This is a genomic window from Lactobacillus sp. ESL0700 (assembly GCF_029392095.1).
Lineage (GTDB): Bacteria > Bacillota > Bacilli > Lactobacillales > Lactobacillaceae > Lactobacillus.
Map to the genome: position 1 here is coordinate 819,393 of NZ_CP113930.1, position 24,852 is coordinate 844,244.

The window sequence follows — 24,852 nt, forward strand, 5'->3', positions numbered from 1 at the left end:
TTTATGCGAATTAAGGAAACGGTCAACTCGTTAATTGAAGAAGCAATTGCCAAGCACGCCAGTGACATGTTTTTCCTGGTACATGATGAGCAAATGGTGGTCAACTTGCGGACAATTGCTGGGATTAGTCAAAAGGCCGTGTTTACATTAAATGAAGGGAAAGAAATTATCAACTTTCTCAAATATGGCGCGCAAATGGATATTGCGGAGCACCGCAGGCCACAGGTTGGAGCACTAACGTATGACTATCACCAAGAAAAATATTATCTGCGTTTATCAAGCATTGGCGACTTTACCGGTTGTGAATCGTTGGTATTACGGATTATTTATCAAGTGCAGTTGGGCCAGTATTTTTTACCTAAGCAAATTGAGAAATTAACGCAGTTGGCTAAACGGCGCGGCTTAATTGTCACAAGTGGTCCCACTGGCTCTGGTAAAACGACGACGATGTATAAGTTGGCGCAAGCTGTTGGGCAGGGAAAAATGGTGATGACAATTGAGGATCCGGTTGAAATCCATCAAGCGACATTTTTACAAACTCAGGTTAATGATGAGGCTGAAATTAGTTATGCACGCTTGTTAGAAGCAGCTTTGCGCCACCGTCCCGATATTTTAATTATTGGCGAAATTCGAAATGCCCAAACGGCACGTCTAGCAGTTGATGCCGCACTAAGCGGACACCTCGTGCTAGCAACTGTTCATGCCAAGAGTACGCTGCAGACAATTTCGCGATTAGAGAGTTTGCAGATTAATCAGAATGAGCTAAGTAACTGTTTAACGGCTGTTTCTTACCAGCGACTCTTGCCGACGATGGCCGGCTTTTCATGCTTACTCGATATTGCCAGTGGACAAGACTTGCAGGATAGTATTGGGCAAACTCAACGAGGGAATTTTGTTAAGTGGACGGATAATTTAGCAGAATTGAAACAGCGAGGTGAAATTAGTGCGCCAATCTATAAGCAATTTCAAGAAGGGTAAGTTGACAGGTCAAGAGCAGCTAGCCTTTCTTGATTACTTACAAAATAGCCTGGCCAATGGCTTTTCTCTCAGCACTAGTTTGGAATTAATGCCGATATTATGGCCGAAACGTAAAAGGCTGCTAGCAGGTTTGAGCCAAAGAATGACTCTGGGTGCTGATTTAGGTCAGGAAATGTGGCAACTGGGTTTTAGTAAAACAGTGGCCACACAAGTCGAATTAGCAATGCAACAGGGAAATTTGCTTGATTGCTTGTCGCAGCTGGCTACACTGAATCGTCTGAAAAATGAACAGATTAAGAAGTTAAAAACCGAAATGTCATATCCGGTAGTATTAGTCGTAATGATGATTGCACTACTTGTCTTTATGCAGACCTTTGTATCAAGCCAATTTTCATCTTCTAACGAGCACACTGGTGATGTCTTGCTGGTAGGCATACTGGGGTTAGGTTTGTTATTTCTCTATTATTTCACGCAAGTTCTAACCCTTTTGCGTAAACAAGATTACCATTCACTAAAAAAACTAGCGCATTACCCAATTATTGGCGCAACGGTCAAAGTGTATGTCAAATATCTCTTAGTTTATGATATTGGCTTATTGGTTGCAAGCGGTTTTTCTCTGCAAAAGATGTGTCAGTATGCGGCAAATCAGGAAAAAGGATCACTGCAGCAGTATCTTGGTGCCAAGGTAAACCGGCAGTTAGCCAAGGGTAAGAGTTTGCAGGAGATTATTAAGCAGGAATTATTTTTGCCAGATGAATTAGTAATCTTGCTTGAGACGGGATCAACTAAGGGTGATTTAGGCAATCGCTGTTTACTACTCGGACAAACATTATTTACAGATTTAACTAGTAAAATTGAAAAATTAATCGTTAATGTACAGCCAGTTTGCTTTATTTTGATTGGGTTGTGCATTATCGGGATGTATTTAAAATTGTTGCTGCCAATGTATGCCATGATGCAGCAGATTTAAGGAGATTATAATGAAGAAAAAGTTTAAACAATATTTATTAAAGATTTTAGCTAAAAGTCGTAAGGCACAAGGTTTTACGTTGATTGAAATGGTCGTGGTCATTGCCATTATTGTGTTGCTACTCTTGATTATTGCACCTAATTTGACTAAACAAAAACAGAGTGCGGCTGATCGTACCGAAGATGCCTTTAAGACAACTTTGCAAACTCAAGCTGATCTTTATGAAGAAGATAAGGATCGCAAGGGTAAAGATATTACTTTCCAAAATATGTTTGAAGATGGTTATTTGACCAAAAATCAACTTGATAAATCCAAAAACTATACGGTAAATAATGGTGTGGTTGAAAAAGGCAATTAAAGTTAAATTTTCTGGCTTTACATTAGTCGAAATGGTTGTGTGCCTAATGATTGCACTCAGCTTAGTAATGCTTGGAACTGTCGAAATTTCCGCATATCGCCAGCAGTTAGTTCTTAATAATACTACTAGAGAAGTTAAAAGTTCTATTGAACAAGCGGCGCGGTACAGTACGATTAAGCATGAGTCAGTTACAATAGTATATCGGCCAGATACAAAGATACTTGTTTTTAATGGTGATGGCTTTTCTCAAAATATCCAGATCGCTTCAACAATTACTATCTACGGTCTTAAGAATACAACACTGATTACAAATGATGGAATACTAGCACCCAAAACTATTACTATTGCTGATGGTCAACATTCACAGAAGATAAAGTTACAAATGCTTTGGGGGCGAGCAATTGAAGAATAGATTTCGACTAAAGGGCTTTTTACTGGCAGAAAGTGTGGTGGCACTTGTTTTAGCAGTGATGGGTGTGACTCTAATTGCGCTAATCGTTAGCGGCAGTATGGTAAATGAGCACCAAATCGAGTTAAAGACAGACCGAACTTATGCTTGGCATGTGCTGAAAGAAAGCAATTTAGATAAAATTACCGTTCATGATCGTGTTTATCAACCTGTAGGAGCAAAAAGCGTCTATGATACAACAGATAAGAAAACTTATGAAATTAAGGAATAAGGGCTTTATGTTATCCGAAGCCATGTTTGCGGTTTTTATAACTTTGTTGGTTGTTTTAATGTTACAAAATTTGTTAAAAAGCATGACCTTGGCCAACAAAGCTGAGCACCATACCGACGATGTGGTGTTTTCTTATGTGCAATTCAACCGCTTTTTACATGATGGTAATACTAAATTGGCCTATGTTGATGCCGCTGCTTCCACGGCAAAAAAGGCAAAGATTGTGAAAGTAGACCAAGATAATAATGAAAATATTTATTGGTTAACTTTTTATAAAAATATGATTCGGGCAACAACTTTTGAAGGCGGACATATGCCACTTTTATTGAATGTTAGTAAAGCAAAGTTTGTGACGCAGTCGCAACAGCTGAAGATTGTTGTGACAGAAGATGATGGCCGCCAGTCTGAATTATATTTTAAATTAGCTAAGCAGCCGGAAAAGAAGGCAAAAAATGAACAAGCTAAAAAAGCAAAAAGTAAAAGCTAGTGCGTTACTTAGTAGCGTTTTGGTATTAATTACTTGTCTGTTGTTCCTACAATTTTATCAGGAAGTTTATCGTTTCAGCATGGAAAGTGACCTGCTATTAATTGAATATCTAGTCAACAATTGATTTGCTTGCACCGATAACCTTCTTTCTATTAAAATGGTAAGGAGATAAGGGGAATCAAGCATGGATAAAATTGAAGAACTTTTTAATAAATTTTTGGACTGTGTTAAGTGTCTGCAGGATAGCTTAAATGTTACTTTTGGTGAGGCTTTAACCGAAACCTTTGATAATCTTGAAACAGGTAAGATTAAGGTTGAAATGGGTGCCCCAGATAAGGACACGGTTGCTAAGTTAAGTCAAAAATATGCGGCACTAGATTATGATCATTTAGCGCAGAAGGACAAAGTACAAATTTTTACTTACCTAGTCCTTAAAGCAATTAATGAAGACGAATTAGACGTCAATCAGATGCCGACACCACCAGCTATTGCCACAATTATTGCAATGTTGATGAAGAAGCTGCTGCCGGCAGATAAGGACTTGACGATTGTCGACCCAGCAGTTGGAACTGGTAGTTTGCTATATGAAGTTGTTAACCAGTTGAAAATGGCTAACCATTCTAAGCTGAATTATGAGTTAGCTGGAATTGATAACGACGAGGAAGTGCTGAACTTTGCCGACGTTGGTGCTCATTTAAATGGGATTAAGATTGACTTGTATTGCCAGGATGCTCTTAGTCCTTGGTTACTTGAAAGTCCAGAGGCAGTAGTTAGTGATTTGCCAATTGGTTATTATCCGATTGATGATAATGCAGCTAATTTTGCAACGAAAGCTGAAAAAGGGCACTCATTTGCACATCTTTTGTTTATTGAGCAAATTATTAAAAATCTGCAGCCTGGAGGCTATGCCTTTTTAGTTGTGCCCAAATCAATTCTTTCTGGTAAAGTTGGGGCTGATTTTATGCCGTGGCTTGCCGAAAAGGTCTTCTTGCGGACGATTGTTGAGTTACCGGATAACATGTTTCAGAATAAATTTAACCAAAAATCAGTCTTGGTATTTCAAAATCACGGCACTGGTATTAGTAGCAGTGAGGTTTTGCTCACAAAGTTAGACTCAATTAAGAAGCAAGAGGAGCTAATTAAGCTTAATGTTAAGCTAAATGAGTGGTATACTAATAACATTCATTAATTTGTGAAAATACAAAGTTACATGTATGGAGGAATTTTATTTATGAAAAAAGTTTTAGCAATCAACTCAGGTAGTTCTTCTTTTAAGTACAAGTTATTTGCTTTACCAGAAGAAAAGGTATTAGCAGAAGGCCTTGCTGACCGTGTTGGTATTGATGGTTCATCATTTGAAATCAAATTAGCCAACGGCGAAAAGCACAAGGAAGAAGTAGCTATTCCAGATCAAGAAACAGCCGTTAACTTGTTGCTTAAAGCATTAGAAGAATACAAAGTTATCTCTGATTTAAGTGAAATTGTTGGTGTTGGTCACCGTGTTGTTGCTGGTGGGGAAGAATTCTCAGATTCAGTAATCGTTGACAAGGACAAATTACAAGCAATTTATGACTTGAAGGAATATGCACCATTGCATAACCCGGCTGAAGGCAAGGGAATTGAAGCATTTATGAAGTTGCTTCCAGAAGTACCAGAAGTTGCTGTCTTTGATACTTCATTCCACCAAACTTTGGATCCAGTACACTACATGTACTCAATTCCTTATAAATATTATCAAGAATATGGTGTACGTAAGTACGGTGCTCACGGTACTTCAGTTCGTTACATTGTTGGCCGTGCTGCTGAAATGCTTGGTAAAGATGCCAAAGATTTGAAGATGGTAGTTTGCCACTTGGGTTCAGGTGCATCAATTACTGCTGTTAAGAACGGTAAGTCTTACGACACTTCAATGGGCTTCACACCACTTGCAGGTATCACAATGGGTACTCGTTCAGGTGATGTTGATCCTTCAGTTTTACAATACATTATGAACAAAGACAACATTGATATTAACCAAATGATTAGTATTTTGAATGACAAGTCAGGATTACTTGGTATTTCTGAAATTTCTTCAGATATGCGTGACTTGGAAGATAATGCTGATAAGAAGGCTAACTTAGCTCGTGAAATCTTTGTTGACCGTGTAATTCAATACATTGGTTCTTACGTTGCTGAAATGGGTGGCGTTGATGCGATTGTCTTCACTGCCGGTGTTGGTGAACACGACAGCAGCGTTCGTGAAAATGTCATGAAGGCTTTTGAATTTATCGGTTTGGACCCAGACTTTGAAGCTAACAAGTCTAACGGCGAGAAGTTCATTTCTAAAGACGGCTCAAAGGTTAAGGCAATGATTATTCCAACTGATGAAGAATTGATGATTGAACGTGATGTTGTTCGTTTAGCTCATTTGAACTAATTAATTGAACTTTTTAATCGTTTGTTGATGTGAATTATGCTATAATTAGAGAGTCTCAAGGGGATGTTTTGGGATTCGACAGGCGTAGATTCGCATTGACTGCGATTTGTAGGTCACGTCTACATTAAAACGTCACAGAACTTTAACTGCAAATAAAGAAAATTCTTACGCATTAGCTGCTTAATTTAGCACTTATGCCTTGCCTAATATTGGATTACTCACGTCTAGTAGTAGGTATCAAATTAGTGAGTTACGTTTAACTACCTCATCTGAATAGTTAAAAAGAGTCCTAAACAGGTTAGCTAGTCCATCCTAGCCCTGTTATATGGCGTTTTGGACTAGTGAAGTTCAAGTAATATAACTATGATCGTAGAGGTCAGTGACGGAATGCGTTTGGACAGGGGTTCAATTCCCCTCATCTCCATTGTATGTCTAAGAAGTCTTGATTTATCAAGGCTTCTTTTAGTTTTAAAGTAATTTCACATGATTATATAATTGAAAACACTGATTTAGTAGCGTTCTTATAAATGGATGTAAATCTTTAATAAATTTTAGTCTGTGAAAAGTCTGTGGAATTTCTATATAGAAAGAAAGTGTCTGGGAAAAAACTCTGATTTTGAAAAAATTAGGTTATAAGTAGCCGTTAAAATCGAATGCTATTGCTAATGTCTTTAAATTTTTGTAACTTTCCAGAACATAATATGAACAAAATATTGTATAAAAAAGGGAATGTTAGCTTTTTATTCTAACATTCCCTTTTGTGCTGAGTTTTTTCCCAGGCACTTTTTAAATGTTTAAAAGTTTGATTGAGTTGATAGTATCTTTCTTATTCTGACTGGTTAGATGGGTGTAAATATCCATTGTCATTTCAATTGTTTCGTGTCCCATTAACATCTGAACTGTTTTTGGCTTAACATTGGTTTCACTAATCAATAGAGTTGCAAAAGTATGACGGAAACCATGTATGGTTATTTGCTTTAATTTGGGATTTGCTTTATAAATTGCATGACGCCACTGGTCAGGTTTACTAAGTGTTAAGTAATTTCCATTTTGTGTGTGAAAAAGTTTATTACTCACAAGGGGTTGGCTTAACTCATAATCACGATATTTAATTAATGTTTTTTGAGATTATCAGATACTGGTAGGGTTCTGATCGACATTTTACTTTTCGGTGATTGAACTATCACCTTGTTATTAAAACCAATAGACAGAGTCTTGTTTACATCGATTTTATTTTGCAATTAATTCGATACCTTGCAAATCAGTATTTAAAATTTCTCCTTTAGTCAATGTAGCTGTAAATTTTGTTATCTGATCATCATCTTTATCAACTGTGGTTCCTAAGATTTCATTGATGTCATCATCATCGTTGCTTCCATCAGAGGAAATATTGCCACTACCTTTTGTAGCGACAATTGTGTATCTTCCAGGCTTAATGTCTTTTCCAACTTCCCAGCTTCCAGCACTTAAGCTTGTTTTATATTGTCTATTAGTAATCGGCGTAAATTTTGTTTCTTCTATATCGTCTAACTCAATTTTTTCTTTTTTCACTAAGTCTACAGTATATGAAGTTACTTGGTCATCGTCATAGTCTTTACCGATAATAGCATTAATTTCTTCATCATTGGATTCATTGTCAGAAGAAATATTGCCACTACCTTTCACAATTGTAATTTTATATCTTCCGGGTGCGATATCTCTACCAACTTTATAGATTCCAGCATTCAAAGTAACTGTCTTAAGCTCAGTTACTGTATTATTTTTTACAAGGGAAGATGTTTGATTAGAAGATGTTTGATTAGAAGATGTTGGTTTAGTAAATTTTATCTTGGAAAATACGAAAAAGCCGAGAAAAACAATAATAATTATTCCAGAGCCAATAGCTAGGTACTTATATATATTAATTTCCTTTTTAGAATTATTAGAAGTGTTAGACTTAACATTGTTTTCCGAATTAGTTTTCTCATATATTTTCGGATCAACTTTTGTGTTTTTCTTGTTATTAATGGTTATATGATCATTGTCTTGGGTTAAGACAACCACATGCCATAAAAAGAAAATTAAACCAATTATAATAGCTATCCAACCATAAAATGAGAGATCAGTAAAGTCTCCGTGAAAGTTTAAATCTAAAACCCAAGTTAAAGCCATAATAATTAAACTAATTGCGTCACCGATAATTTTTGGATCTTTTCTTGTAACAATATAAATTGTTCCAGAGACAACGTATAGTAATGCTGTTAATGTTCCAAGTGCAGCGTTTTTAGCACCTCCAGTAGCTACTATATTTGCCATTCCAACCATGAATGATTGAAATAAAATAATAGCTGCAAAGACCATTTGTAGAATTCCTACTACTAATTTTGTGGTTTTCATTTTAACTCCTTCAAAGTATTATATTTCTCGCCATAGGTTTATTGTCACTGGCTTTGTGGACGTAGATTATTTGACTAATTTATACCAGTGCTTTGGAAAATTCCCAGTTTCCCAAAAATAATTGCTAGAGTTGAAATAGCCATTTGCTAGACCTTTTTTCTGAACTATCCAAGTATAACTAGCAACATGTTGTATTTTGAGTCGTGTGCCTTTTTTAAGAATCTTGTGACCTACACAATGTGACTTATAAAGTGGAACTTCTTTTTTAATTTTATTAATTCTTACGGATTTAACAACCTTAACTTCACGTGGCTTGCACCACCATGCAAAACTATGCGCTGAAGTGATTGATGAATTATTAACTGTTCCCAGTAAAATAGCAACTAATGCTGTAACTACTATAATTATTCTTTTTTTCATGATTTCTCCTTTTTAAACAAATAAAGTTGTTCTATACAATTTATTTCAATTTTAAAGCTAATACCCGTATAAGTCTATTCAATATTTCATTTGTTCCAACCTAAAAACACCACCCGTTAATTTGGATGGTGTTTTACATTTACACATAAAAATCTATATAATAAGTCACATAATAAAGATTTAATAAAAATATTCCTTTTTTATCCGATAAAAGTTTAAACTAAATATGAGGTGATTAGAGTGGAACCAATATTTTTAACACCGTATTTCAGACAAAAAATCTGGGGTGGGAGAAAACTACAAACAATTTTTAATTATGATATTCCAGCTGGCAAAGTAGGCGAAGCATGGATTATTTCTGGATATAAAGATGATGCGTCGCTGGTTAGCCAAGGCCCATTAAAGGGGCAAACGTTGCGGCAAGTATATCATGAACATCCGGACTTATTTGGCAATCCTGAGGAAAAAGAATTTCCATTATTAGTTAAATTTCTGGATGCTAATGATAACTTGTCAGTGCAAGTTCATCCCGATGATGAATATGCTAGAAAAGTGGAGAATGACAGTGGCAAAACTGAGAGCTGGTACGTTTTACAAGCCGATCCAGATTCATATTTAATCTATGGTCATACTGCCAAGACGCGTGATGAATTAGCCAATATGATTCATCAGGGGCAGTGGGATAAGCTTTTGCGTAAGGTGCCGGTTAAGGCTGGCGACTTTTTCTATGTTCCAGCGGGAACAATTCACGCTTTAACTAAAGGAATTATGGTAATTGAGACCCAGCAATCCAGCGATGTTACTTACCGATTATACGATTATGATCGAGTTGATGAGAAGACAGGCAAGCAGCGTGAGCTGCACACACAGAAGTCGATTGATGTTACCACAGTGCCACATGTTGACCCAAGAATTGACGTTAAAGTAACTAACGAGCAGGGAGCAACTATTAAGACTTTAGTTGAGCCGCCAGTGTCACCACATTTTTATTTATGGCAAATTGATTTAGATGGTCAGTGGCAAACTAGCTTAAATGGTCACCCTTACCTATTAGTTTCGGTTATTAAAGGAGAGGGACAACTGCAAGTTGGCAATCAGACTTATAAGCTAAAGGTTGGTACTAATTTCATTATTCCTAATCAGATGAAAGACTTCTCGTTCATTGGTAAAATGAAAATAGTAATGTCTGCTCCTGCTAAGTAGAATTAAAATTCATTAAAAAAGGAAAATAAGAAGTATGATTTATATTGCTTGCGGCGCAATTTTACTTGTTGTCGGACTTATCTGGTTAATTAAACCAGCCAAAAAGGCTAATCCACTATATGGTTATTTGTCATACTTAGCACAGGTTAACCGAAACAGTTTTGCTTTTGCCCAGAAAAAGGCGAGTATGTATTTTGCCTTTTTTGGCTTACTGCAACTGCTAATTGGAATTGGCATTCATCTGTTAAAGTGGGATCGGTATTTTTTAATCTGGTTATTGACGTTTTACTTCTTTATTTTGTTTCCAATTGTTGCGACCGAAAAAAGTTTGAAACGGTTTTTAATTAAGCGCAATGAGTTGCCACCAGATTATGTTGATCCAGATAAAGTCAAGCACGAAAGAACTAAAGGATTTAGGGATCGAAAATGAAATTAAAAATTTTGATGGTTGAAGATGATAGTTCTGTCGCTGAAATGATGGGGATGTTTTTTGCTAAAGAAGGCTGGACAGAAGATGTTGCCGTCGATGGCGTGCAGGCTGTTGAAATGTTTAAAGAACACGTTGATGAATACGACTTGATTACTTTGGATCTTAATTTACCTAAAAAGGATGGTATCCAGGTTGCTAAGGAGGTACGCGCGCTTTCGCCAACAGTACCGATTATCATGTTAACGGCTCGTGATAGTGAGGCCGATCAGATTTTGGGATTAGGTGTCGGCGCCGACGATTATGTTTCTAAGCCTTTTAGCCCGCTGGCATTAATTGCGCGGATTAAGGCATTGCACCGCCGAATTATGATTGAAGATAATCAAAGTCATCCTAAATTAGCTAAACGAACGAGTGATTATGATGTTAATACCAAGCATGTCAAGATTTCCAAGGCTCGGCGTGAAGTTTTATTTGATGATAAAAAGGTGGCCAATATAACGCCCAAGGAATTTGACTTGCTTTATACAATGGCCCAAAAGCCCAAGCAAGTTTTTTCACGCGGCCAGTTGCTTGAAGCTGTCTGGGGCTATGACTATTTTGGCGAAGAACGAACTGTCGATGCCCATATTAAGAAATTGCGGCAAAAATTGGAAAAGGTTGGTGCTGATGTGATTCAAACTGTGTGGGGTGTTGGCTATAAGTTTGATGATGAGCAGGTTAAGAAATGAAGCTAATCTATCAACACTTACTTAGTTTTTTGCTAATTATTGTGACGACGGTATCAATCATTGGCTATGCCGAGATTAAATCGGTGACAGCCCAATCTTATGAGCAAAATTATCGGCGCATGGACGATTATGCTTCATCATTAGGTGACTTAGCTGCTAATGACCAAAAGAATGGCACTATCATGCTTAACTCGGAATTTTTGGATCAATTGCAGTTTGTCTTGCGTGGTGATGACCTTCACCTGCATATTTTTAACAGTCAGGGGATGCAAATCTATCCTAAAAGTCGCCGCTTACTCCGCTTAAAAGGCAATGTTTTTGCCGCGTTAAGCCACGGTGAAGAAATTCACATTAGAAATAATAATGAAGAAAAATCGTATTTGTGTCATACGAAAAATGCGTATACGGGTGTAATTGTCCCGTGGATGAGTGGACATAAGATTGTTGGGGCAATTTGGCTAGGTTCGCTTGTCAAAGATGTTGAGCGGCCAATTGACACAGCCAAACGCAATTTAATCAACGCGTTAATTATTGCCTTATTTGTCGGGCTAATTATGAGTGCCATCTTGAGCTATTATTCAACCAATAAGATTAATCGCCTTTCACGAGCAATCAAAAAAGTGCGCTCTGGTAATCTTGATGTGCAGATTGAGCAGACGGGTAATGATGAGATTGACCAGTTAGCTGATAGCTTTAACAAGATGGTGCAGGCATTAAAAGAATATAATCAAGAAGTTAAATCACAGGAAAAGCGCCGCGACCAATTTATGGCTGATGCAGCCCATGAAATGCGTACACCGCTTACGACAATCAATGGTATTCTGGAAGGATTGCAGTATGATGCTATTCCGGAAGAGTCCAAACCGAAATCAATTGACCTAATGCGTCGGGAGACCGAGCGCTTAATTCGCCTAGTTAACGAAAATTTAGATTACGAAAAGATTCGTAATAATCAAATTAATTTAAGTAAGACGCAATTTAATGCCAGCAAGGTTTTAGAAGATGTGATCATTCAACTAAAGCAAAATGCCGATAAGGTTAACGATCAGCTCGAGATAGAGGTACCATCTGAATTACCAATTTATGCTGATCGTGACCGGTTAACCCAAATTATTGTCAACTTGGTGCAAAATGCAATTCAGTTTACTACTAATGGCCACATTTTGCTTAGTGGTCGCAGAATTACTCACGGAACGGAAATCGCGGTCAAGGATGATGGGATTGGGATGAACAAGGAGCAAATGAAGTATATCTTTGAGCGCTTCTTTAAAGCCGATCCGTCACGTGCTCGTCTGGGAACGGGTGAATCAGGTCTGGGGCTAGCGATTGTTTCCTCTCTTGTTAAGCAACACGGCGGCAAGGTATCGGTAACTTCCGAAATGGGCAAGGGAGCACAATTTACGATTACAATTTATGATCAAGGTTATGAACAATATTTAACTAAATAATAGATAAAAAAAGAGAACTCCAAAATGAAGCTCTCTTTTTTGTTATAGTTATTTTTCTTCAGCCTGATGCCAAACTTTAGCAGCAGCTGGTAGATTACCCAGATTGGTTATTTCATCCTTGTTGACGACAATTAAATTATCTGGACCAGCAGCCAACTTATTGAAGCTGTCTAGACTTTGATTTCTAAAGTAGCCTTCGCTAGCATCTGCCAAACTAGCTTGCAGCTGGTTAATTCGATATGCTTCAGCATCCGCTTTGGTTTTGATTGCTTGTGCGTTAGCCTTAGCCGTTGCAATTAAAGCATCGTTTTTGGCTTTGGTTGTCAATTCAATATTTTTAGCTTCACCTTCAGCCTTTTCAATTGCAGCAATCTTTTCACGATCAGCCGTTAATTGCTTGTCCATGGCTTTTTGAATTTCAGGACTTGGCAACAATTCATCAATATTGACCCGGACAACGCGAATACCATAAATATCCGTTAAGTCGCCAATTGCTTCAGCTAATTGAGTGTTAATTTTACTTGTTGAACCTAGGGCCTCATTTAAGTCCATTCGGCCAATAATATCACGCAAATGTTCGCGGATTAATTCAACCATGGATTTAACTGAATCAGTGTTGTTATAAAAGTACTTGTAAGAATCAGTTACCAGATAGTTTAAGGTTAGGCTCGTTGTAATTTCAGCATTGTCTTTAGTAATGATCGAATATTTGGAAATTTCAGCGGGGAACATCGCCAAAGAAACGCGCCGCATCTTTTGAATAAAAGGAATAATGAAAACAAACCCTGCTTTAACAGTTTTAGAATATTTGCCTAAAGTTTCAATTAAACCCTCATTATTTTGCGGAACAACGCGGCAACCTGCAATAAAAAACGCAATTAGTAAGATAATAATAATTATCAATTTCATTTTAAATTTTTCCTTTCTTAACTAAATAGCGATAATTATTAATTATATGCTTTTTTCTTGTTTTTACTAGATTTGTTTTTCTTTTCGGTAAGGTGATTGCCACGGACGGATTCAGGAATGGTAGTAATTTCGTCTTCATGTCCTTCAAGTTCTGGAGCATCGGTTTTGTATAGTTTAGTTGTTGAACCGTGGTGCAAATTAATCAGCGCCGTCGACTTTTTCTTTAACTTAGTTTCGATTTTTTCCATTTGTTGAAAATTGGTTAAGTAATCAAACTGGTTAGGATTAACTGGCTTAAAGCCTTGCGGGGTATAGAACCGCAATAAATTATGGTTATTTAACAAGTCGGAATATTTTAGAGATTGTTTAGCCTTCTTGGCAAGTCTAGCAATTTCAACTTTTTCCTGCTTGGTAAAGTTGATGATTTGCTTGCCAGTTTTGCGGTCATAAACAAGGCCCTTTTTCCCCTTGGCGCCAATAATCACGTATTTTTTACTGATAATGGTACCGTTACGAAAGACAATCCAAGGCTTGTAATGTCGTGACAAAAGATCGCTGCCGAATTGCACGTAGTGCTTGTTGCTGATTCCTAGAAGGTGCATTAATGTCGGCAAGACGTCGATTTCGCCAGCAACTTCGTGGTTAATTTTGCCTTTTAAATTAGGCGCATGAATCATAAAGGGCACACGCTGCATTTGCGCATCATTGTAACTGCTCCAAGTATCGGAACTTTCGCCGACAATCGGTGCTAGAGTTTGATTTTCGGAGTTGGTTAAACCATAATGGTCGCCGTAAATTACTACCATCGTGTTCTTGGCCAAGCCGGATTTTTTCAGATAAGCAAAAAATTCTCGTACTGATTCGTCTAAATAATGAGCTGTTTCAAAGTAATTGTTAATGGTCTTATCGCTAGTGTCAGTTGTTTGAAACTTGGGATCGAGGTCCTGCTCATCCATTGAAAACGGTGTGTGGTTGGTTACCGTGATGAACTTGGTGTAGAACGGCTGCTGCATGCGCTCTAAATACTTGATACTTTCAGCAAAAAGCAGCTTATCTTTGACGCCGTATTCTTTTTTATCATCCTTATTATTACTGAAATAATTCTGATCGAAGAAATAATTGTAGCCCAAGTTTTTATAGACATCGTCACGATTCCAAAAAGTACCGACGTTACCGTGGAAGACAGCGGAAGTATAGTTGCCGTGTCTGCGCAAAATTTGCGGTGCGGCCTGGAAAGTGTTTGAACCGCCAAGAGCCGTAAAAAGTGACCCGTCAGAAATGCCATAAGTACCAGTTTCCAGCATATTTTCTGCATCACTAGTGCGACCAATGCCTACTTGATGGTAAAAATTGTCAAAGCTGATGGTGTGCTTGTTATGGTAGATTGAATTAAGAAACGGGGTGACTTCCTTGCCATTGACCTTTAACCCAATCAGAAATTGCTGGAAACTTTCCAGGTGAATTACGATGACGTTTTTACCTTTTTCTTTACCAAAATAGTTGGCATTAGCAGGTATCTTGTTTTTCTTAGTAAAATTAAGAATTTTATTTAAATCGGCGGCGTTGGCATTACGGTTAACCTGCTCCGTTTGTTCATTTTTAATACCGTCATAAATGGTATAGGTGTCAAGCCCCAGATATTTCACAACGTAGGCACGATCAAAGGTGTTTCTTAAGAGGCGCGGTCTGGATGATTCGGCCAGAAAAATATTTAACGTCAAAACAAAAAAGCCGAATGAGGTAATTGTAAACGGCGTTAGGAGTCCATAAGACTTTTGATCGATTTTTAATTTATGCGTTACTAAAAGTGCAATGACCAGAATTAAATCTAGCCACAATAGAATATCCGATGGCTGCAATAATGAAACGGCACTTTTGCCTAAGCCAGGCGCCACTTTGCCGGCATTGGCGATAGTTTTAACCGTAATAAAATCAGAAAATTCTCGATAATAGAGGATATTAGCAAATAATAGACAGGTATTAGCAAAGTCCATTAATAGCATGACACAATAGGAAACAATCGGTTTAGGAAAATAAAAACCGATGCTCAAGAGCAAAATTGCCGTGCCCAGGGGACTAAGCCACATGATGATGTGCTGGTAGGGGTCAGATATTCCCAAATTGAAGTCATGATATGCCGCAAAGATGTACTTTAGGGCAAATAGCAAGACGAGCAGAACAAAAAAGCCTGTTCGAGATTGCATGAAGTTTGCTAGATTCTTTTTTTTCAAAACGAACGCTCCTTTAACAATGATTTTAAAGGATTAATAAGCGTGAGACAATCTTTTAGCGATTATTAGTCTTTTTTTAAGATTTGTATACGCAAAAATGAGTATAATTTAGATAAACTCTATTTTTAGGAATTGATTAAGCATGATTTTTTTAGGACCGCTATATAACATAATTGCGCAAAACTTCGCTACCAAAATCAACCATTTTGCGTTGATTAAGCTGACAATGCTAGCAATTGATAAAACTATTTTATATTTTTTATTATTTGCCGTTGTCCGCTTATTTTGGTTAATGGCAATTAGGTGCAGGCGATCAATCAGGTCCGAGGCTGGTGTGTGGGTGTTTGCATTTTATCTTATTTTAGTGTTAATGCTCACAACTTTTCGAAATACGTATTTTCCGTGGCAGCTAACCTTTTATTTTAACCGACCATTAACCGAAATCAACTTGGTATTTTTAAAAGAAACATGGAAATTATTGTATGCTCAGAGTCGGCTCGACTTTTTTTATAATTCGTTTGGTAATGTGTTGTGTTTTGTGCCTTTTGGCTTTTTAACACCGCTTGTTTTTTCCAAAAAGCAAACTTTCAAAAGGGTGCTTGTGGCTGGGATGCTTTTTTCAATCTTGATTGAAGGGATGCAATTTTTGCTTGAAACTGGTGTCAGTGACATCGACGACGTCTTCTTTAATAGCTGCGGCGCCGCCATCGGATATTTACTTTACTGGGTGTTTAAGTCTGTGCGTAATAAGTTTGCAAAACATTAAAGAAATCACTGGAATTTACAAAATAAGATTGTTAGAATATTCTTGTGAAATAAATATTTTGTTTAGTTAAGGAAGCGTACTTATGAGTTTAATTAAATTTGACAGCACTAAATTGACGCCATTTGTTCATAAAAATGAACTTAGTGAGATGCAAGCATTGGTTAATGCTGCTGCTCAGGAATTAAAGGATGGCACCGGTGCAGGAAATGATTTCTTGGGCTGGATTGATTTGCCTGTTGATTATGATAAGGATGAATTTAGCCGGATTAAGAAGGCGGCTAAGAAAATCCAAGGCGATTCTGACGTTTTGATTTGTATTGGAATTGGTGGCTCTTATCTTGGTGCTCAAGCTGCTGTTGAGTTCTTAAACGGCGCATTTTACGGCAAGGGTAAAGACAAATATCCAACCATTGTTTTCTGTGGTAACTCACTTTCAGGATCATATTTGCATGACTTAATGGTTTGGCTTGGTGACAAGGACTTCAGCGTTAACGTTATTTCTAAATCAGGAACAACCACTGAAGCCGCAGTTGCTTTTAGAATTTTTAAAGACAAGTTAATTAAGAAATATGGTAAAGAAGAAGCCCAAAACCGGATTTATGCCACAACTGATCGTGCTAAGGGTGCATTGAAGACCGAAGCTGACGCAGAAGGTTACGAAGAATTTGTTGTTCCTGATGACATTGGTGGTCGTTACAGCGTCTTGTCAGCCGTTGGTTTATTGCCAATTGCTGCTTCAGGTGCCGATATTGACCAATTGATGCAAGGTGCAGCTGATGCTCGCAGTGATTACCAAGATACTGATGTAACCAAGGCTACACCATATCAATATGCTGCTTTGCGCAACATTTTGTATAGAAAAGGTTACACTACTGAAATTGTTGAGAATTATGAGCCAACTTTGAGAATGTTTGGTGAATGGTGCAAGCAATTAATGGGTGAGTCTGAAGGTAAGGATAATAAGGGAATTTGGCCATCAAGCGCTAACTTCTCAACTGACTTGCACTCACTTGGACAATACATTCAAGAAGGTTTACGTAACTTGTTTGAAACAGTTATTCGCGTTGAAAATCCAACTAATGATGTTGAGATTCCTTCTGATGATCGTAACTTGGACCAACTTAACTTCTTAGCTGGTAAGAGCTTGAATTATGTTAACGAACGCGCTTATGAAGGCGTTGTTTTGGCTCATACTGATGGTGGTGTGCCGGTAATGACAGTTAACATTCCTGATCAAACGGAACATACACTTGGTTATTTAATTTACTTCTTTGAATTAGCAATTGCGATTTCCGGTTACTTAAATGGAATTAATCCGTTTAACCAACCAGGAGTTGAAGAATACAAGCGCAATATGTTTGGTTTGCTTAACAAGCCAGGCTATGAAGAATTGCACGATGACTTAACTGCACGCTTCAATAAATAAATTAAACAGACTTTACTTTTAACTATAATTGGTTTTTAATTAAATAAATATTAAAATATTTAATCATTCTTTGAATAATGAATTATAATTGTTTTGGAGTATTTAATTATGGCAGATAATAGTAAAAGTAAATTAACACTTGGGCAATTGGTCTTTTTAGCATTGTTGACTGCCCTGAACGTTGTTCTAAGCCGAATATTAATTATTCCAATTCCTGCAACTCATGGTAATATCAATTTTTGTGATACCGGAATTTTCTTGGCAGCAATTGCGTTAGGACCAGTTGCGGGATTATTAGTCGGTGGTTTATCCGGCTTTTTACTCGATTTACTTTCAGGATACGCACAGTTCATGCTCTTTTCACTCGTTATTCACGGGCTAGAGGGTCTACTTGTGGGACTGTTAGTAAGAAAAGCAGCACGAGACAGACGCAAGTGGTTCCAATATATTTTGGCACTCGTGGTTGGCGTGGCTGTGATGGTTGGTGGATATCATTTGACCAACTGGATTTTGTATTCGACAGCAGCCGGAGTTTTAGGACTCTTGACTGATACCATTCAAGGAATAGCCGGTGCTATTGTTGCTCTTATCTTGTTACCAGCTTTACAAAAAGTTTTACTAAGATATTGGCGATTGTAGTTTAATAATCTGGTTATTTAATATAACTACTTTTTTAAGCAGTTAGAGAAAGGGCAAAAGCATAGAAATGCTTTTGCTCTTTTTATAATAAGGAGATGTTTTAATGGAGAAAAATGTAGTGACACCAAAGCATGTTGGGGCAATTATTAGTTGTGCATTAATGGCCTTTGTCTCGATTTTGACAGAAACGAGTTTAAACGTAACTTTTCCAACGATGATGAAGCAATTTCATATTGGCTTAGGTTTAGTGCAGTGGACTACCACTGGCTATTTGTTAGCAATTGCGATCATTATGGTTTCAAGCTCGTATTTAAATGACCGTTTCTCAGCTAAACAGTTGTTTTTAACAGCGGCAATTAGCTTTATTGCGGGGTCATTTGTTGCAGGAGCAGCCACTAACTTTTGGGTGCTTCTTGCTGGACGCCTGATTTCATCACTTGGAGCTGGGCTATCAATACCATTGATGTTTAATTTGGTAGTTGAACTGATTCCGCAAAATAAGTGGGGCTTTTATATGGGGATTACTGGCCTTGTAGTTATTTTAGCCCCGTCTCTTGGACCAACTTTTGGTGGAACTATCGTTTATTTCTACGGCTGGCCATTAATCTTTGTGATTGCGGCAATAATCGGCTTAATAATTTTAATTTTAGGCTTATTTGTAGTTGAACAATATCATGAGAAAAAGCACCCGCAATTTGATTGGCGCAGTTATATTATTATTGCTGCAGCGATGATTATTTTTAGTTTAACTTTTAATCAAATTGGTCAAGGATTGACTAATATTTGGTTTTGGCTGGGGATGCTGATAGTTGCTGCTTTGGTTTGGCTGTTTATTAAGTCAGTTAAAAATAGTCAAAAGCGGTTGCTTAATCTAGCCGTCTTTAAAAACAAAGCATTTATTTATGCACTAATTTCGTATTTATTATTACAATTTATTAATATTGGTACTAGCTTTGCATTACCAAATTATGTTCAGATTGTTAATCACTCGAGTTCATTAATTGGTGGCTTGATTTTACTGCCGGGATGTATCTTAAGTGGTGTGCTCAATCCATGGTTTGGTCATATTTATGACCAAAAGGGTGCTAAACTACCGCTTTTGACTGGAGCTATTTTGTGCATGATCGCCTGTGTTCTGTTTGCAATGTTTAGTTTGAAAATTTCGACAATGATGATTGTTATTTTCTACGGGATTATGATCATTGGTCGACAGTTAGCCTTTAATAATACGATGGCAGAAGCTTCTAAACTGCAGCCGGACGAGCTGCACACTGATGCAACTGCAGTCTTTCAGACAGGCCAACAGTATGCTGGATCACTCGGGACAACTGTTATGGCAACGATTATTTCTGCTTGGCAAAAGAAGCCGGGTAATTATGCGCTAATGACGGCAAAGGGTAGCCAAATTGCATTTATTGTGTTGATTATTGCAAGCATTATTATTCTATGTAGTTACCTAAGAATGTTTAAGCTAGAACATCAAAATATTAATTAAATAACAGCTAAGAGAAATAGATAATTTTATATTGATGATTTTGGGAGAAAATAAAATATTTTAGTGTATGCTTACAGCTGTAAACATTTGATAACAATGCTGATTATCGGTGCAAAATTATATTTAGTTATCAAATCATAATTAAAAAACAAGAAAACCGCTTTCAATTACGGTGAAAATGGGTATAATTGAACTAGTTGGTTAAGTAAAAGGAGTTTTTTAACATGATGTGTGATAATCTAGTTATCAAAATTATTAACGTAATCGTATTTGGACTTGCAGCATACTATACTTTTACCCCAAATGGGATGATGTGGGCAATGTACTGGATGGCCGGTGGCATGCTGTTTGATGCTGTTGTTGACCTGATTTGGCACTTTATTCCTGATAAAAAAGATTGTTCAAAATAATAATATTGATTAAAAGCAGTCGTTATTGCGGCTGCTTTTTTCGATACTTTTAAGCATAATTAATGATATAAAAAGGCTACCTGATTGCAACGGGTAGCCTTGTTTTATTTATCATTTTCAATTAAAAAGCTGCGAATTATTTTTTCTCGCATTGTTAGAAAAATTTGATTGTGACCAGTCGGATGTACGCGATTAGTTAGCAAAATTAAACCAGATTTTTTAACTCGATCAAGTAAGATTAAGGTTCCTGTGTAGCCGGTATGGAGAATTAACGGGTAGTGATTTTCGGGATCAAATCGTAAGTCCCAGCCCCAAGATCGCGGCTTCAAGCCTGCCGGATTTTTATTTTCAAAAAGTTGACTGACAACATCTTGGTCGAAGGGCAAAATGTTGGGGTCAAGGCCGAGGTAGCCTTTGCTAATTTTGATTAGGTCTTCCATTGAAGAAAATAATCCAGCAGAGCCACAATCACTGCCTAGCTGCCGCGCTTTGGGGTCATGAGGGACACCCTGAAGGATTTTTTCATTAAGTAGGGCAGTTGGAACACAATCAGCAATAACGGGCTTAAAAGTCGTTTCAGTAAGTCCAGCGGGTGCAAAAACTTCTTTTGTCGCGACTTCTTGGACAGGTTTGCCGTAAATTTGTTTAATTACTAGCCCCAATAAAATGAAATTAGTGTCTGCATAGCGCATCTTGTGCTCAAATTCATCGGTGACAGGTAAATGGATAATTGCATCAAGCAGTTCATCGTGATTTAGGTCGTCACGATGCTTAATCCAGCCGCGAATGCCGCTAGTATGGGTGAGAAGATGAAACAAACGCACACGCCGGTCACTAAACTCGGGAATAAACTCGTGTAGCGGCTCAGAAAAGTTAAGTTTGCCTTCAGCGTATAATTTTAGTAAAATATTCTCAGTAGCAAGGACTTTGGTCAAACTGGCCAAGTCATACTCCGCGAACGGACTAAGCTGACTAACTTGAGGATAGATCGTGGCAAAGCCCACTGTTGAAGTGAAAGTTTGTTTATTTTTAATTAAGACGTAATTAACGCCTGGCACGATCCGTTCGGAAACCATTGATTCTATAAGGTTTTGGGTGGTTGAGTAATCAATCATGAATATCTATCCTTTTAAAAAATTTATCTTATTAATTATTATAACTAAAAATCTCTTGACAAGAACAACTTTTACAAGCATAATAATTAATGTTGATTTTGCCCGTTGGTCAAATGGTTAAGACGCCACCCTCTCAAGGTGGAGTTACGAGTTCAATTCTCGTACGGGTGATTTTATCAATGGGATATAGCCAAATGGTAAGGCACAGGTTTCTGGTTCCTGCATGTTTCGGTTCGAGCCCGGATATCCCAATATTCATGATTTGTCTTAGTTTCAACTAGCTTAAAGCGTTGATACTAAGGCATTTTTATTTTTTACGATTTTTTGAAATTAACTGAAATCAACCGAAAAAGCATAAATCAGTGCAAAATTCGGTGCAAAATTTTTGGCAATGATGGATTAATCAAAATATCTTAAAATTGGTCTAGTTGCATGCTGAAAAGTGCTATAATATCAAGTGTTCAGAGATTTAATTATCTATTAGCTTAGATATCTCAAGAAGCCTAAAAAGGCTTCTTTTTTTGTCAAAAATCGGCGATTAGGTTACAACATTAGCTGCATCCCTTTAGGGTGTTAAATTGTTTACAGGGGGCCTGTGATTTACCGCCCCCTATCGCCGTAAACCTTGTGGGGCAACGAAACGTTACTGTATTATTTTACACGGTATCAAAAAATCCTCTGCGTTAACAGAGGATCATTTTAATGATTGCCTAAAGTAATCGGCTTTAGGACTTTACAAGGTTTGAGCCTTGCAGAGCTTTATAGTTGGTTTAGTATCTGGAATACTCGCCAACATTATTTCTGAACTGATTTTGGATTACTTCCAAAATCATAGTAAGCAATAATTTTTAAAGGGATCATGTGGGTAATACCACTGTTCCTTTTTATGATAGCAGAAATGGTATTTGAGAGATAATAATTAGATGCAAGTTCCCTTTTATCTAGTTTCATCCATGGTGTCCCATCTTGGCCAAATATGCCACAAAATTTTCATTTTCGGTAATTCCCAGTTTGCTTTTCTCCGTCCCAATTAATCTTATCGTTTAAAATTTGCACGTGATGCTGTCGTTATTCATGATGGGGCTAAACATTGGCATGGCGTTGCTAAAGATTCATGGTTTAGTCACTTGGCAATTACGACAGGCTCAACGCAATGGCTTGAGCCGGTTGCTAATGATGAATATAACAAGTTGCCATAAATTTATTCTAAAAAAATGCAGTTCTTCATAAAGAGAGCTGCATTTTTTAATTGTTACATACCTGCCTTAATGATTTTCTTTTCAGCCATTGTTTTACGCAAGGCGAGAAGAGCAGTATAGGTTGATAAAATATAAACTTTTTTAGTTGGCAATTTGGCAATTTGCGCAATTAAGTCGTCATTATTTTCAGCTACGGTCATGTTAGCGGGATTAAAACCAGCAACTTCTAACCTGAAGTGCATATCTTTACGACGCAATCCGCCAACAAGTACCTGCTTAATTTGCTTATGGTTAAGGTCCTCAAACTGGCCATCCCAAATCCAAGAGGTGTCAATCCCATCTGCGTGGTTGGCATTGAGCAGAGCGACCAGCGAATAATCTTCAGGCTCCGTGTTTAACATGTGGAGCACCTCGTCAAGACCCACAGGATTTTTAACTAAAATCAGATCAATGTCCTTACCAGCATAATTAATTAATTCCTGCCGGCCAAAGACACGTTTGTTTTTGGCAAATGATTGTGCAACCTCATCATCGCTTAGACCAAATTCACGAGCAACAGAATATGCGGCTAGAGCATTATAAATGTTATAAGTCCCGCCAATGTTGATTGTATAATCCTTAGCCCCCATTTGAAATGCCAATTGGTTAGGCGTTTGCTTAATAATTTTATTAACCCGATATTTTAATTCAGGCCGCTTGTAGCCGCAATGTGGGCAGAAAAAGTCACCTAGGTTAGCATAAATGCGGTCATGAAAGTGAATAACATGGTCGCACTTGGGACACAAGACGCCGTCAGTGTTCACTGGCGCCTTAGTATCGCTATCTTTTTGTTCAGAATCCAACTTAAACCCGTAGAATACCTTTTTATTAGGTAAGTCAACTGATGAAAAAATGCTGGCATCACCATTAGCGATAATTGTTGCTTGCGGCGCCAACTTAATCCCAGCAACTATTTTGTCATAAGTGGTGTAAATTTCGCCATATCTATCCATTTGGTCGCGAAAAATGTTGGTCAACACGTAATAACTTGGGTGAACTAATTCAGTAACCATTTTGACATTGGCTTCATCAACCTCTAAGACCGCGATTTTGCGCGTCACCTTTTTCTGCTTATGGGCCAGGAATGCTGTCACAATTCCTTGCTCCATGTTTGAGCCTGACGGATTAGTTAAAATATCGCCATATTTTTGCTTTAATGCGGCCACAATTAGAGATGTCGTCATTGTCTTGCCGTTAGTCCCAGTCACAATGACAGTTTCATAATCCCGAGCTAGAGCCTTTAACACCTGTGGGTCAATTTTCATTGCTAATTTACCGGGGAAACTGGTGCCGCCTTTTAATACATTATGAAGAAACCAATAGCTTGATTTACCAGCTACCTTGGCAATTCCTGATTTTAGATTCATCTTTATCCCTCACTTTAAAATCATTATAACTATAGCATAGCACCGAGGTGAAAACGAGTTTTCACGACAATTTAACTGCACATAATTTGATTTTCATCTATACTAGTTAAGTTAGGTGAATTTAATTTAAACAAAGGAGCAAAAAATGGCACAATTATTTTTTCACTATGGCGCGATGAGTAGTGGCAAAACAATTGAAATTCTTAAAGATACGCATAACTATGAGGCCCAGGGGCGAAAGATTGCGCTGATGACGAGCGGTGTTGATAATCGCAGTGGTGTTGGCACAGTTGCTTCAAGAATTGGTCTTCACCGTGCGGCCGTTCCGATTGAGCCAGAGACGAATATTTTTGAATATATCAAAAAACTAAACGCTGAGGACCAAAAGCGCGGCGATGGTTCGATTGCCTGTGTCTTTATTGATGAAGCGCAATTTTTAGAGCGGCATCATGTCTTAGAATGTGCCAGAATTGTTGATGAACTTAAGATTCCGGTAATGACTTTTGGACTTAAGAATGATTTTCAAAATAAATTGTTTGAGGGTAGTAAAAACCTCCTGATTTTTGCAGATAAAATTAAGGAAATCAAAACAATTTGCCACTATTGCGGCCGTAAGGCTACAATGAACTTGCGGATTCACGATGGTCAACCTGTTTATGAGGGTGAGCAAGTGCAAATTGGTGGCGACGAAAGTTATTATCCTGTTTGCCGGTTTCATTATTTTCACCCGGGAAAGCTTAGAACAAGAGAGGAATAGATAAT

24 protein-coding genes, 2 tRNA genes, 1 other RNA gene and 2 pseudogenes are annotated in these 24,852 nt (G+C 37.6%); 22 read left to right on the forward strand and 7 right to left on the reverse strand.

Annotation, left to right across the window (positions count from 1 at the left end; genetic code table 11):
- Positions 1–3 precede the first annotated feature (3 nt).
- The 9 genes from comGA to ssrA all read left to right on the forward strand — a co-directional run bounded on the left by comGA (position 4) and on the right by ssrA (position 6,316).
- The gene (gene comGA / locus OZX63_RS03930) at positions 4–978 is read left to right on the forward strand and encodes a competence type IV pilus ATPase ComGA (RefSeq protein WP_277144798.1); all 975 of its coding nucleotides are present in this window, start codon (positions 4–6) and stop codon (positions 976–978) included.
- On the forward strand, positions 944–1,948 hold the full coding sequence (locus OZX63_RS03935) for a type II secretion system F family protein (RefSeq protein ID WP_277144800.1): 1,005 nt from the start codon (positions 944–946) through the stop codon (positions 1,946–1,948). The genes comGA and OZX63_RS03935 overlap by 35 nt, the downstream gene beginning before the upstream one ends.
- A gap of 10 nt (positions 1,949–1,958) precedes the next feature.
- The gene (gene comGC / locus OZX63_RS03940; protein WP_277134058.1) at positions 1,959–2,306 is read left to right on the forward strand and encodes a competence type IV pilus major pilin ComGC; all 348 of its coding nucleotides are present in this window, start codon (positions 1,959–1,961) and stop codon (positions 2,304–2,306) included.
- Positions 2,281–2,718 carry a prepilin-type N-terminal cleavage/methylation domain-containing protein gene (locus OZX63_RS03945; RefSeq protein WP_277144802.1) on the forward strand — a complete coding sequence of 146 codons (438 nt, stop codon included), beginning with the start codon at positions 2,281–2,283 and terminating at the stop codon, positions 2,716–2,718. Before comGC ends, OZX63_RS03945 begins: the two co-directional genes overlap by 26 nt.
- Positions 2,708–2,986, forward strand: a complete 279-nt coding sequence (locus tag OZX63_RS03950) for a hypothetical protein (RefSeq protein ID WP_277144804.1) — start codon at positions 2,708–2,710, stop codon at positions 2,984–2,986. The genes OZX63_RS03945 and OZX63_RS03950 overlap by 11 nt, the downstream gene beginning before the upstream one ends.
- Positions 2,970–3,473 (forward strand): ComGF family competence protein, encoded by a 504-nt coding sequence (locus OZX63_RS03955; RefSeq protein WP_277144805.1) that lies wholly within the window; start codon positions 2,970–2,972, stop codon positions 3,471–3,473. Before OZX63_RS03950 ends, OZX63_RS03955 begins: the two co-directional genes overlap by 17 nt.
- Positions 3,474–3,657: 184 nt before the next feature.
- Positions 3,658–4,662, forward strand: coding sequence for a class I SAM-dependent methyltransferase (locus OZX63_RS03960; RefSeq protein WP_277144808.1), 1,005 nt, complete (start codon positions 3,658–3,660; stop codon positions 4,660–4,662).
- A gap of 42 nt (positions 4,663–4,704) precedes the next feature.
- The gene (locus OZX63_RS03965; protein WP_277144809.1) at positions 4,705–5,889 is read left to right on the forward strand and encodes an acetate kinase; all 1,185 of its coding nucleotides are present in this window, start codon (positions 4,705–4,707) and stop codon (positions 5,887–5,889) included.
- Positions 5,890–5,948: 59 nt separating this feature from the next.
- Positions 5,949–6,316: a transfer-messenger RNA gene (gene ssrA, locus OZX63_RS03970) on the forward strand.
- 467 nt (positions 6,317–6,783) lie between these two features.
- Here the strand turns inward: ssrA and OZX63_RS03975 are convergent.
- The 3 genes and pseudogenes from OZX63_RS03975 to OZX63_RS03985 form a co-directional block, all read right to left on the reverse strand.
- Positions 6,784–6,966 (reverse strand): annotated as a pseudogene (locus OZX63_RS03975) (site-specific integrase); the annotation flags it as partial.
- Between the two features lie 153 nt (positions 6,967–7,119).
- Positions 7,120–8,265, reverse strand: coding sequence for a hypothetical protein (locus OZX63_RS03980; RefSeq protein WP_277144813.1), 1,146 nt, complete (start codon positions 8,263–8,265; stop codon positions 7,120–7,122).
- 66 nt (positions 8,266–8,331) lie between these two features.
- Positions 8,332–8,685 (reverse strand): hypothetical protein, encoded by a 354-nt coding sequence (locus OZX63_RS03985; protein WP_277144816.1) that lies wholly within the window; start codon positions 8,683–8,685, stop codon positions 8,332–8,334.
- Positions 8,686–8,925: 240 nt separating this feature from the next.
- Between OZX63_RS03985 and manA the strand changes: the two genes are divergently transcribed.
- The 4 genes from manA to OZX63_RS04005 are packed head-to-tail and all read left to right on the forward strand — an operon-like array spanning position 8,926 to position 12,494.
- A complete protein-coding gene (gene manA, locus OZX63_RS03990) occupies positions 8,926–9,888 on the forward strand; it encodes a mannose-6-phosphate isomerase, class I (protein ID WP_277144818.1) in 963 nt (320 codons plus the stop codon).
- A gap of 34 nt (positions 9,889–9,922) precedes the next feature.
- Entirely contained in the window at positions 9,923–10,318 is a 396-nt protein-coding gene (locus OZX63_RS03995; protein WP_277144820.1) for a hypothetical protein, read from the forward strand.
- Positions 10,315–11,046, forward strand: coding sequence for a response regulator transcription factor (locus OZX63_RS04000; protein WP_277144822.1), 732 nt, complete (start codon positions 10,315–10,317; stop codon positions 11,044–11,046). Before OZX63_RS03995 ends, OZX63_RS04000 begins: the two co-directional genes overlap by 4 nt.
- Complete coding sequence (locus OZX63_RS04005) at positions 11,043–12,494, forward strand: HAMP domain-containing sensor histidine kinase (protein WP_277144824.1); 1,452 nt, start codon at positions 11,043–11,045, stop codon at positions 12,492–12,494. The genes OZX63_RS04000 and OZX63_RS04005 overlap by 4 nt, the downstream gene beginning before the upstream one ends.
- Before the next feature lie 48 nt (positions 12,495–12,542).
- On the opposite strand, the gene OZX63_RS04010 is transcribed toward OZX63_RS04005, so the two are convergent.
- Positions 12,543–13,403: an SPFH domain-containing protein gene (locus OZX63_RS04010; protein ID WP_277144826.1), complete on the reverse strand. Its 861-nt coding sequence runs from the start codon at positions 13,401–13,403 to the stop codon at positions 12,543–12,545.
- Between the two features lie 38 nt (positions 13,404–13,441).
- Positions 13,442–15,634 carry an LTA synthase family protein gene (locus OZX63_RS04015; protein ID WP_277144829.1) on the reverse strand — a complete coding sequence of 731 codons (2,193 nt, stop codon included), beginning with the start codon at positions 15,632–15,634 and terminating at the stop codon, positions 13,442–13,444.
- Positions 15,635–15,776: 142 nt separating this feature from the next.
- On the opposite strand from OZX63_RS04015, the gene OZX63_RS04020 reads away from it, so the two are divergent.
- The 5 genes from OZX63_RS04020 (at position 15,777) to OZX63_RS04040 (ending at position 20,370) form a co-directional block, all read left to right on the forward strand.
- Positions 15,777–16,400 carry a VanZ family protein gene (locus OZX63_RS04020; protein WP_277144831.1) on the forward strand — a complete coding sequence of 208 codons (624 nt, stop codon included), beginning with the start codon at positions 15,777–15,779 and terminating at the stop codon, positions 16,398–16,400.
- Between the two features lie 82 nt (positions 16,401–16,482).
- Positions 16,483–17,826, forward strand: a complete 1,344-nt coding sequence (locus tag OZX63_RS04025) for a glucose-6-phosphate isomerase (protein WP_277144832.1) — start codon at positions 16,483–16,485, stop codon at positions 17,824–17,826.
- Positions 17,827–17,934: 108 nt separating this feature from the next.
- Positions 17,935–18,465, forward strand: a complete 531-nt coding sequence (locus tag OZX63_RS04030; protein ID WP_277144834.1) for an ECF transporter S component — start codon at positions 17,935–17,937, stop codon at positions 18,463–18,465.
- A 103-nt stretch (positions 18,466–18,568) separates the two neighbouring features.
- A complete protein-coding gene (locus OZX63_RS04035; RefSeq protein ID WP_277144836.1) occupies positions 18,569–19,960 on the forward strand; it encodes an MFS transporter in 1,392 nt (463 codons plus the stop codon).
- A gap of 224 nt (positions 19,961–20,184) precedes the next feature.
- Positions 20,185–20,370 (forward strand): hypothetical protein, encoded by a 186-nt coding sequence (locus tag OZX63_RS04040; RefSeq protein WP_277134089.1) that lies wholly within the window; start codon positions 20,185–20,187, stop codon positions 20,368–20,370.
- 104 nt (positions 20,371–20,474) lie between these two features.
- On the opposite strand, the gene OZX63_RS04045 is transcribed toward OZX63_RS04040, so the two are convergent.
- A complete protein-coding gene (locus OZX63_RS04045) occupies positions 20,475–21,485 on the reverse strand; it encodes a serine hydrolase domain-containing protein (protein WP_277144838.1) in 1,011 nt (336 codons plus the stop codon).
- A gap of 99 nt (positions 21,486–21,584) precedes the next feature.
- On the opposite strand from OZX63_RS04045, the gene OZX63_RS04050 reads away from it, so the two are divergent.
- From OZX63_RS04050 to OZX63_RS04060, 3 genes and pseudogenes are all read left to right on the forward strand, one after another.
- Positions 21,585–21,656 (forward strand) — tRNA-Glu (locus OZX63_RS04050).
- Between the two features lie 9 nt (positions 21,657–21,665).
- Positions 21,666–21,737, forward strand: a tRNA-Gln gene (locus OZX63_RS04055).
- Positions 21,738–22,543: 806 nt separating this feature from the next.
- Positions 22,544–22,684: pseudogene (locus tag OZX63_RS04060) on the forward strand (cupin domain-containing protein); the annotation flags it as partial.
- A 53-nt stretch (positions 22,685–22,737) separates the two neighbouring features.
- Here the strand turns inward: OZX63_RS04060 and OZX63_RS04065 are convergent.
- Positions 22,738–24,090, reverse strand: coding sequence for a Mur ligase family protein (locus tag OZX63_RS04065; protein WP_277144840.1), 1,353 nt, complete (start codon positions 24,088–24,090; stop codon positions 22,738–22,740).
- A gap of 145 nt (positions 24,091–24,235) precedes the next feature.
- On the opposite strand from OZX63_RS04065, the gene OZX63_RS04070 reads away from it, so the two are divergent.
- Positions 24,236–24,847 (forward strand): thymidine kinase, encoded by a 612-nt coding sequence (locus tag OZX63_RS04070; protein ID WP_277144841.1) that lies wholly within the window; start codon positions 24,236–24,238, stop codon positions 24,845–24,847.
- Positions 24,848–24,852 lie beyond the last annotated feature (5 nt).

Coding starts and splice junctions, on each gene's coding strand:
- comGA (WP_277144798.1), top strand. CDS start 4: ATGCGAATTAAGGAAACGGTCAACTCGTTAATTGAAGAAGCAATTGCC.
- comGC (WP_277134058.1), top strand. CDS start 1,959: ATGAAGAAAAAGTTTAAACAATATTTATTAAAGATTTTAGCTAAAAGT.
- OZX63_RS03945 (WP_277144802.1), top strand. CDS start 2,281: ATGGTGTGGTTGAAAAAGGCAATTAAAGTTAAATTTTCTGGCTTTACA.
- OZX63_RS03955 (WP_277144805.1), top strand. CDS start 2,970: ATGAAATTAAGGAATAAGGGCTTTATGTTATCCGAAGCCATGTTTGCG.
- OZX63_RS03960 (WP_277144808.1), top strand. CDS start 3,658: ATGGATAAAATTGAAGAACTTTTTAATAAATTTTTGGACTGTGTTAAG.
- OZX63_RS03965 (WP_277144809.1), top strand. CDS start 4,705: ATGAAAAAAGTTTTAGCAATCAACTCAGGTAGTTCTTCTTTTAAGTAC.
- OZX63_RS03980 (WP_277144813.1), bottom strand. CDS start 8,265: ATGAAAACCACAAAATTAGTAGTAGGAATTCTACAAATGGTCTTTGCA.
- OZX63_RS03985 (WP_277144816.1), bottom strand. CDS start 8,685: ATGAAAAAAAGAATAATTATAGTAGTTACAGCATTAGTTGCTATTTTA.
- OZX63_RS03995 (WP_277144820.1), top strand. CDS start 9,923: ATGATTTATATTGCTTGCGGCGCAATTTTACTTGTTGTCGGACTTATC.
- OZX63_RS04000 (WP_277144822.1), top strand. CDS start 10,315: ATGAAATTAAAAATTTTGATGGTTGAAGATGATAGTTCTGTCGCTGAA.
- OZX63_RS04005 (WP_277144824.1), top strand. CDS start 11,043: ATGAAGCTAATCTATCAACACTTACTTAGTTTTTTGCTAATTATTGTG.
- OZX63_RS04010 (WP_277144826.1), bottom strand. CDS start 13,403: ATGAAATTGATAATTATTATTATCTTACTAATTGCGTTTTTTATTGCA.
- OZX63_RS04020 (WP_277144831.1), top strand. CDS start 15,777: ATGATTTTTTTAGGACCGCTATATAACATAATTGCGCAAAACTTCGCT.
- OZX63_RS04025 (WP_277144832.1), top strand. CDS start 16,483: ATGAGTTTAATTAAATTTGACAGCACTAAATTGACGCCATTTGTTCAT.
- OZX63_RS04030 (WP_277144834.1), top strand. CDS start 17,935: ATGGCAGATAATAGTAAAAGTAAATTAACACTTGGGCAATTGGTCTTT.
- OZX63_RS04035 (WP_277144836.1), top strand. CDS start 18,569: ATGGAGAAAAATGTAGTGACACCAAAGCATGTTGGGGCAATTATTAGT.
- OZX63_RS04040 (WP_277134089.1), top strand. CDS start 20,185: ATGATGTGTGATAATCTAGTTATCAAAATTATTAACGTAATCGTATTT.
- OZX63_RS04045 (WP_277144838.1), bottom strand. CDS start 21,485: ATGATTGATTACTCAACCACCCAAAACCTTATAGAATCAATGGTTTCC.
- OZX63_RS04065 (WP_277144840.1), bottom strand. CDS start 24,090: ATGAATCTAAAATCAGGAATTGCCAAGGTAGCTGGTAAATCAAGCTAT.
- OZX63_RS04070 (WP_277144841.1), top strand. CDS start 24,236: ATGGCACAATTATTTTTTCACTATGGCGCGATGAGTAGTGGCAAAACA.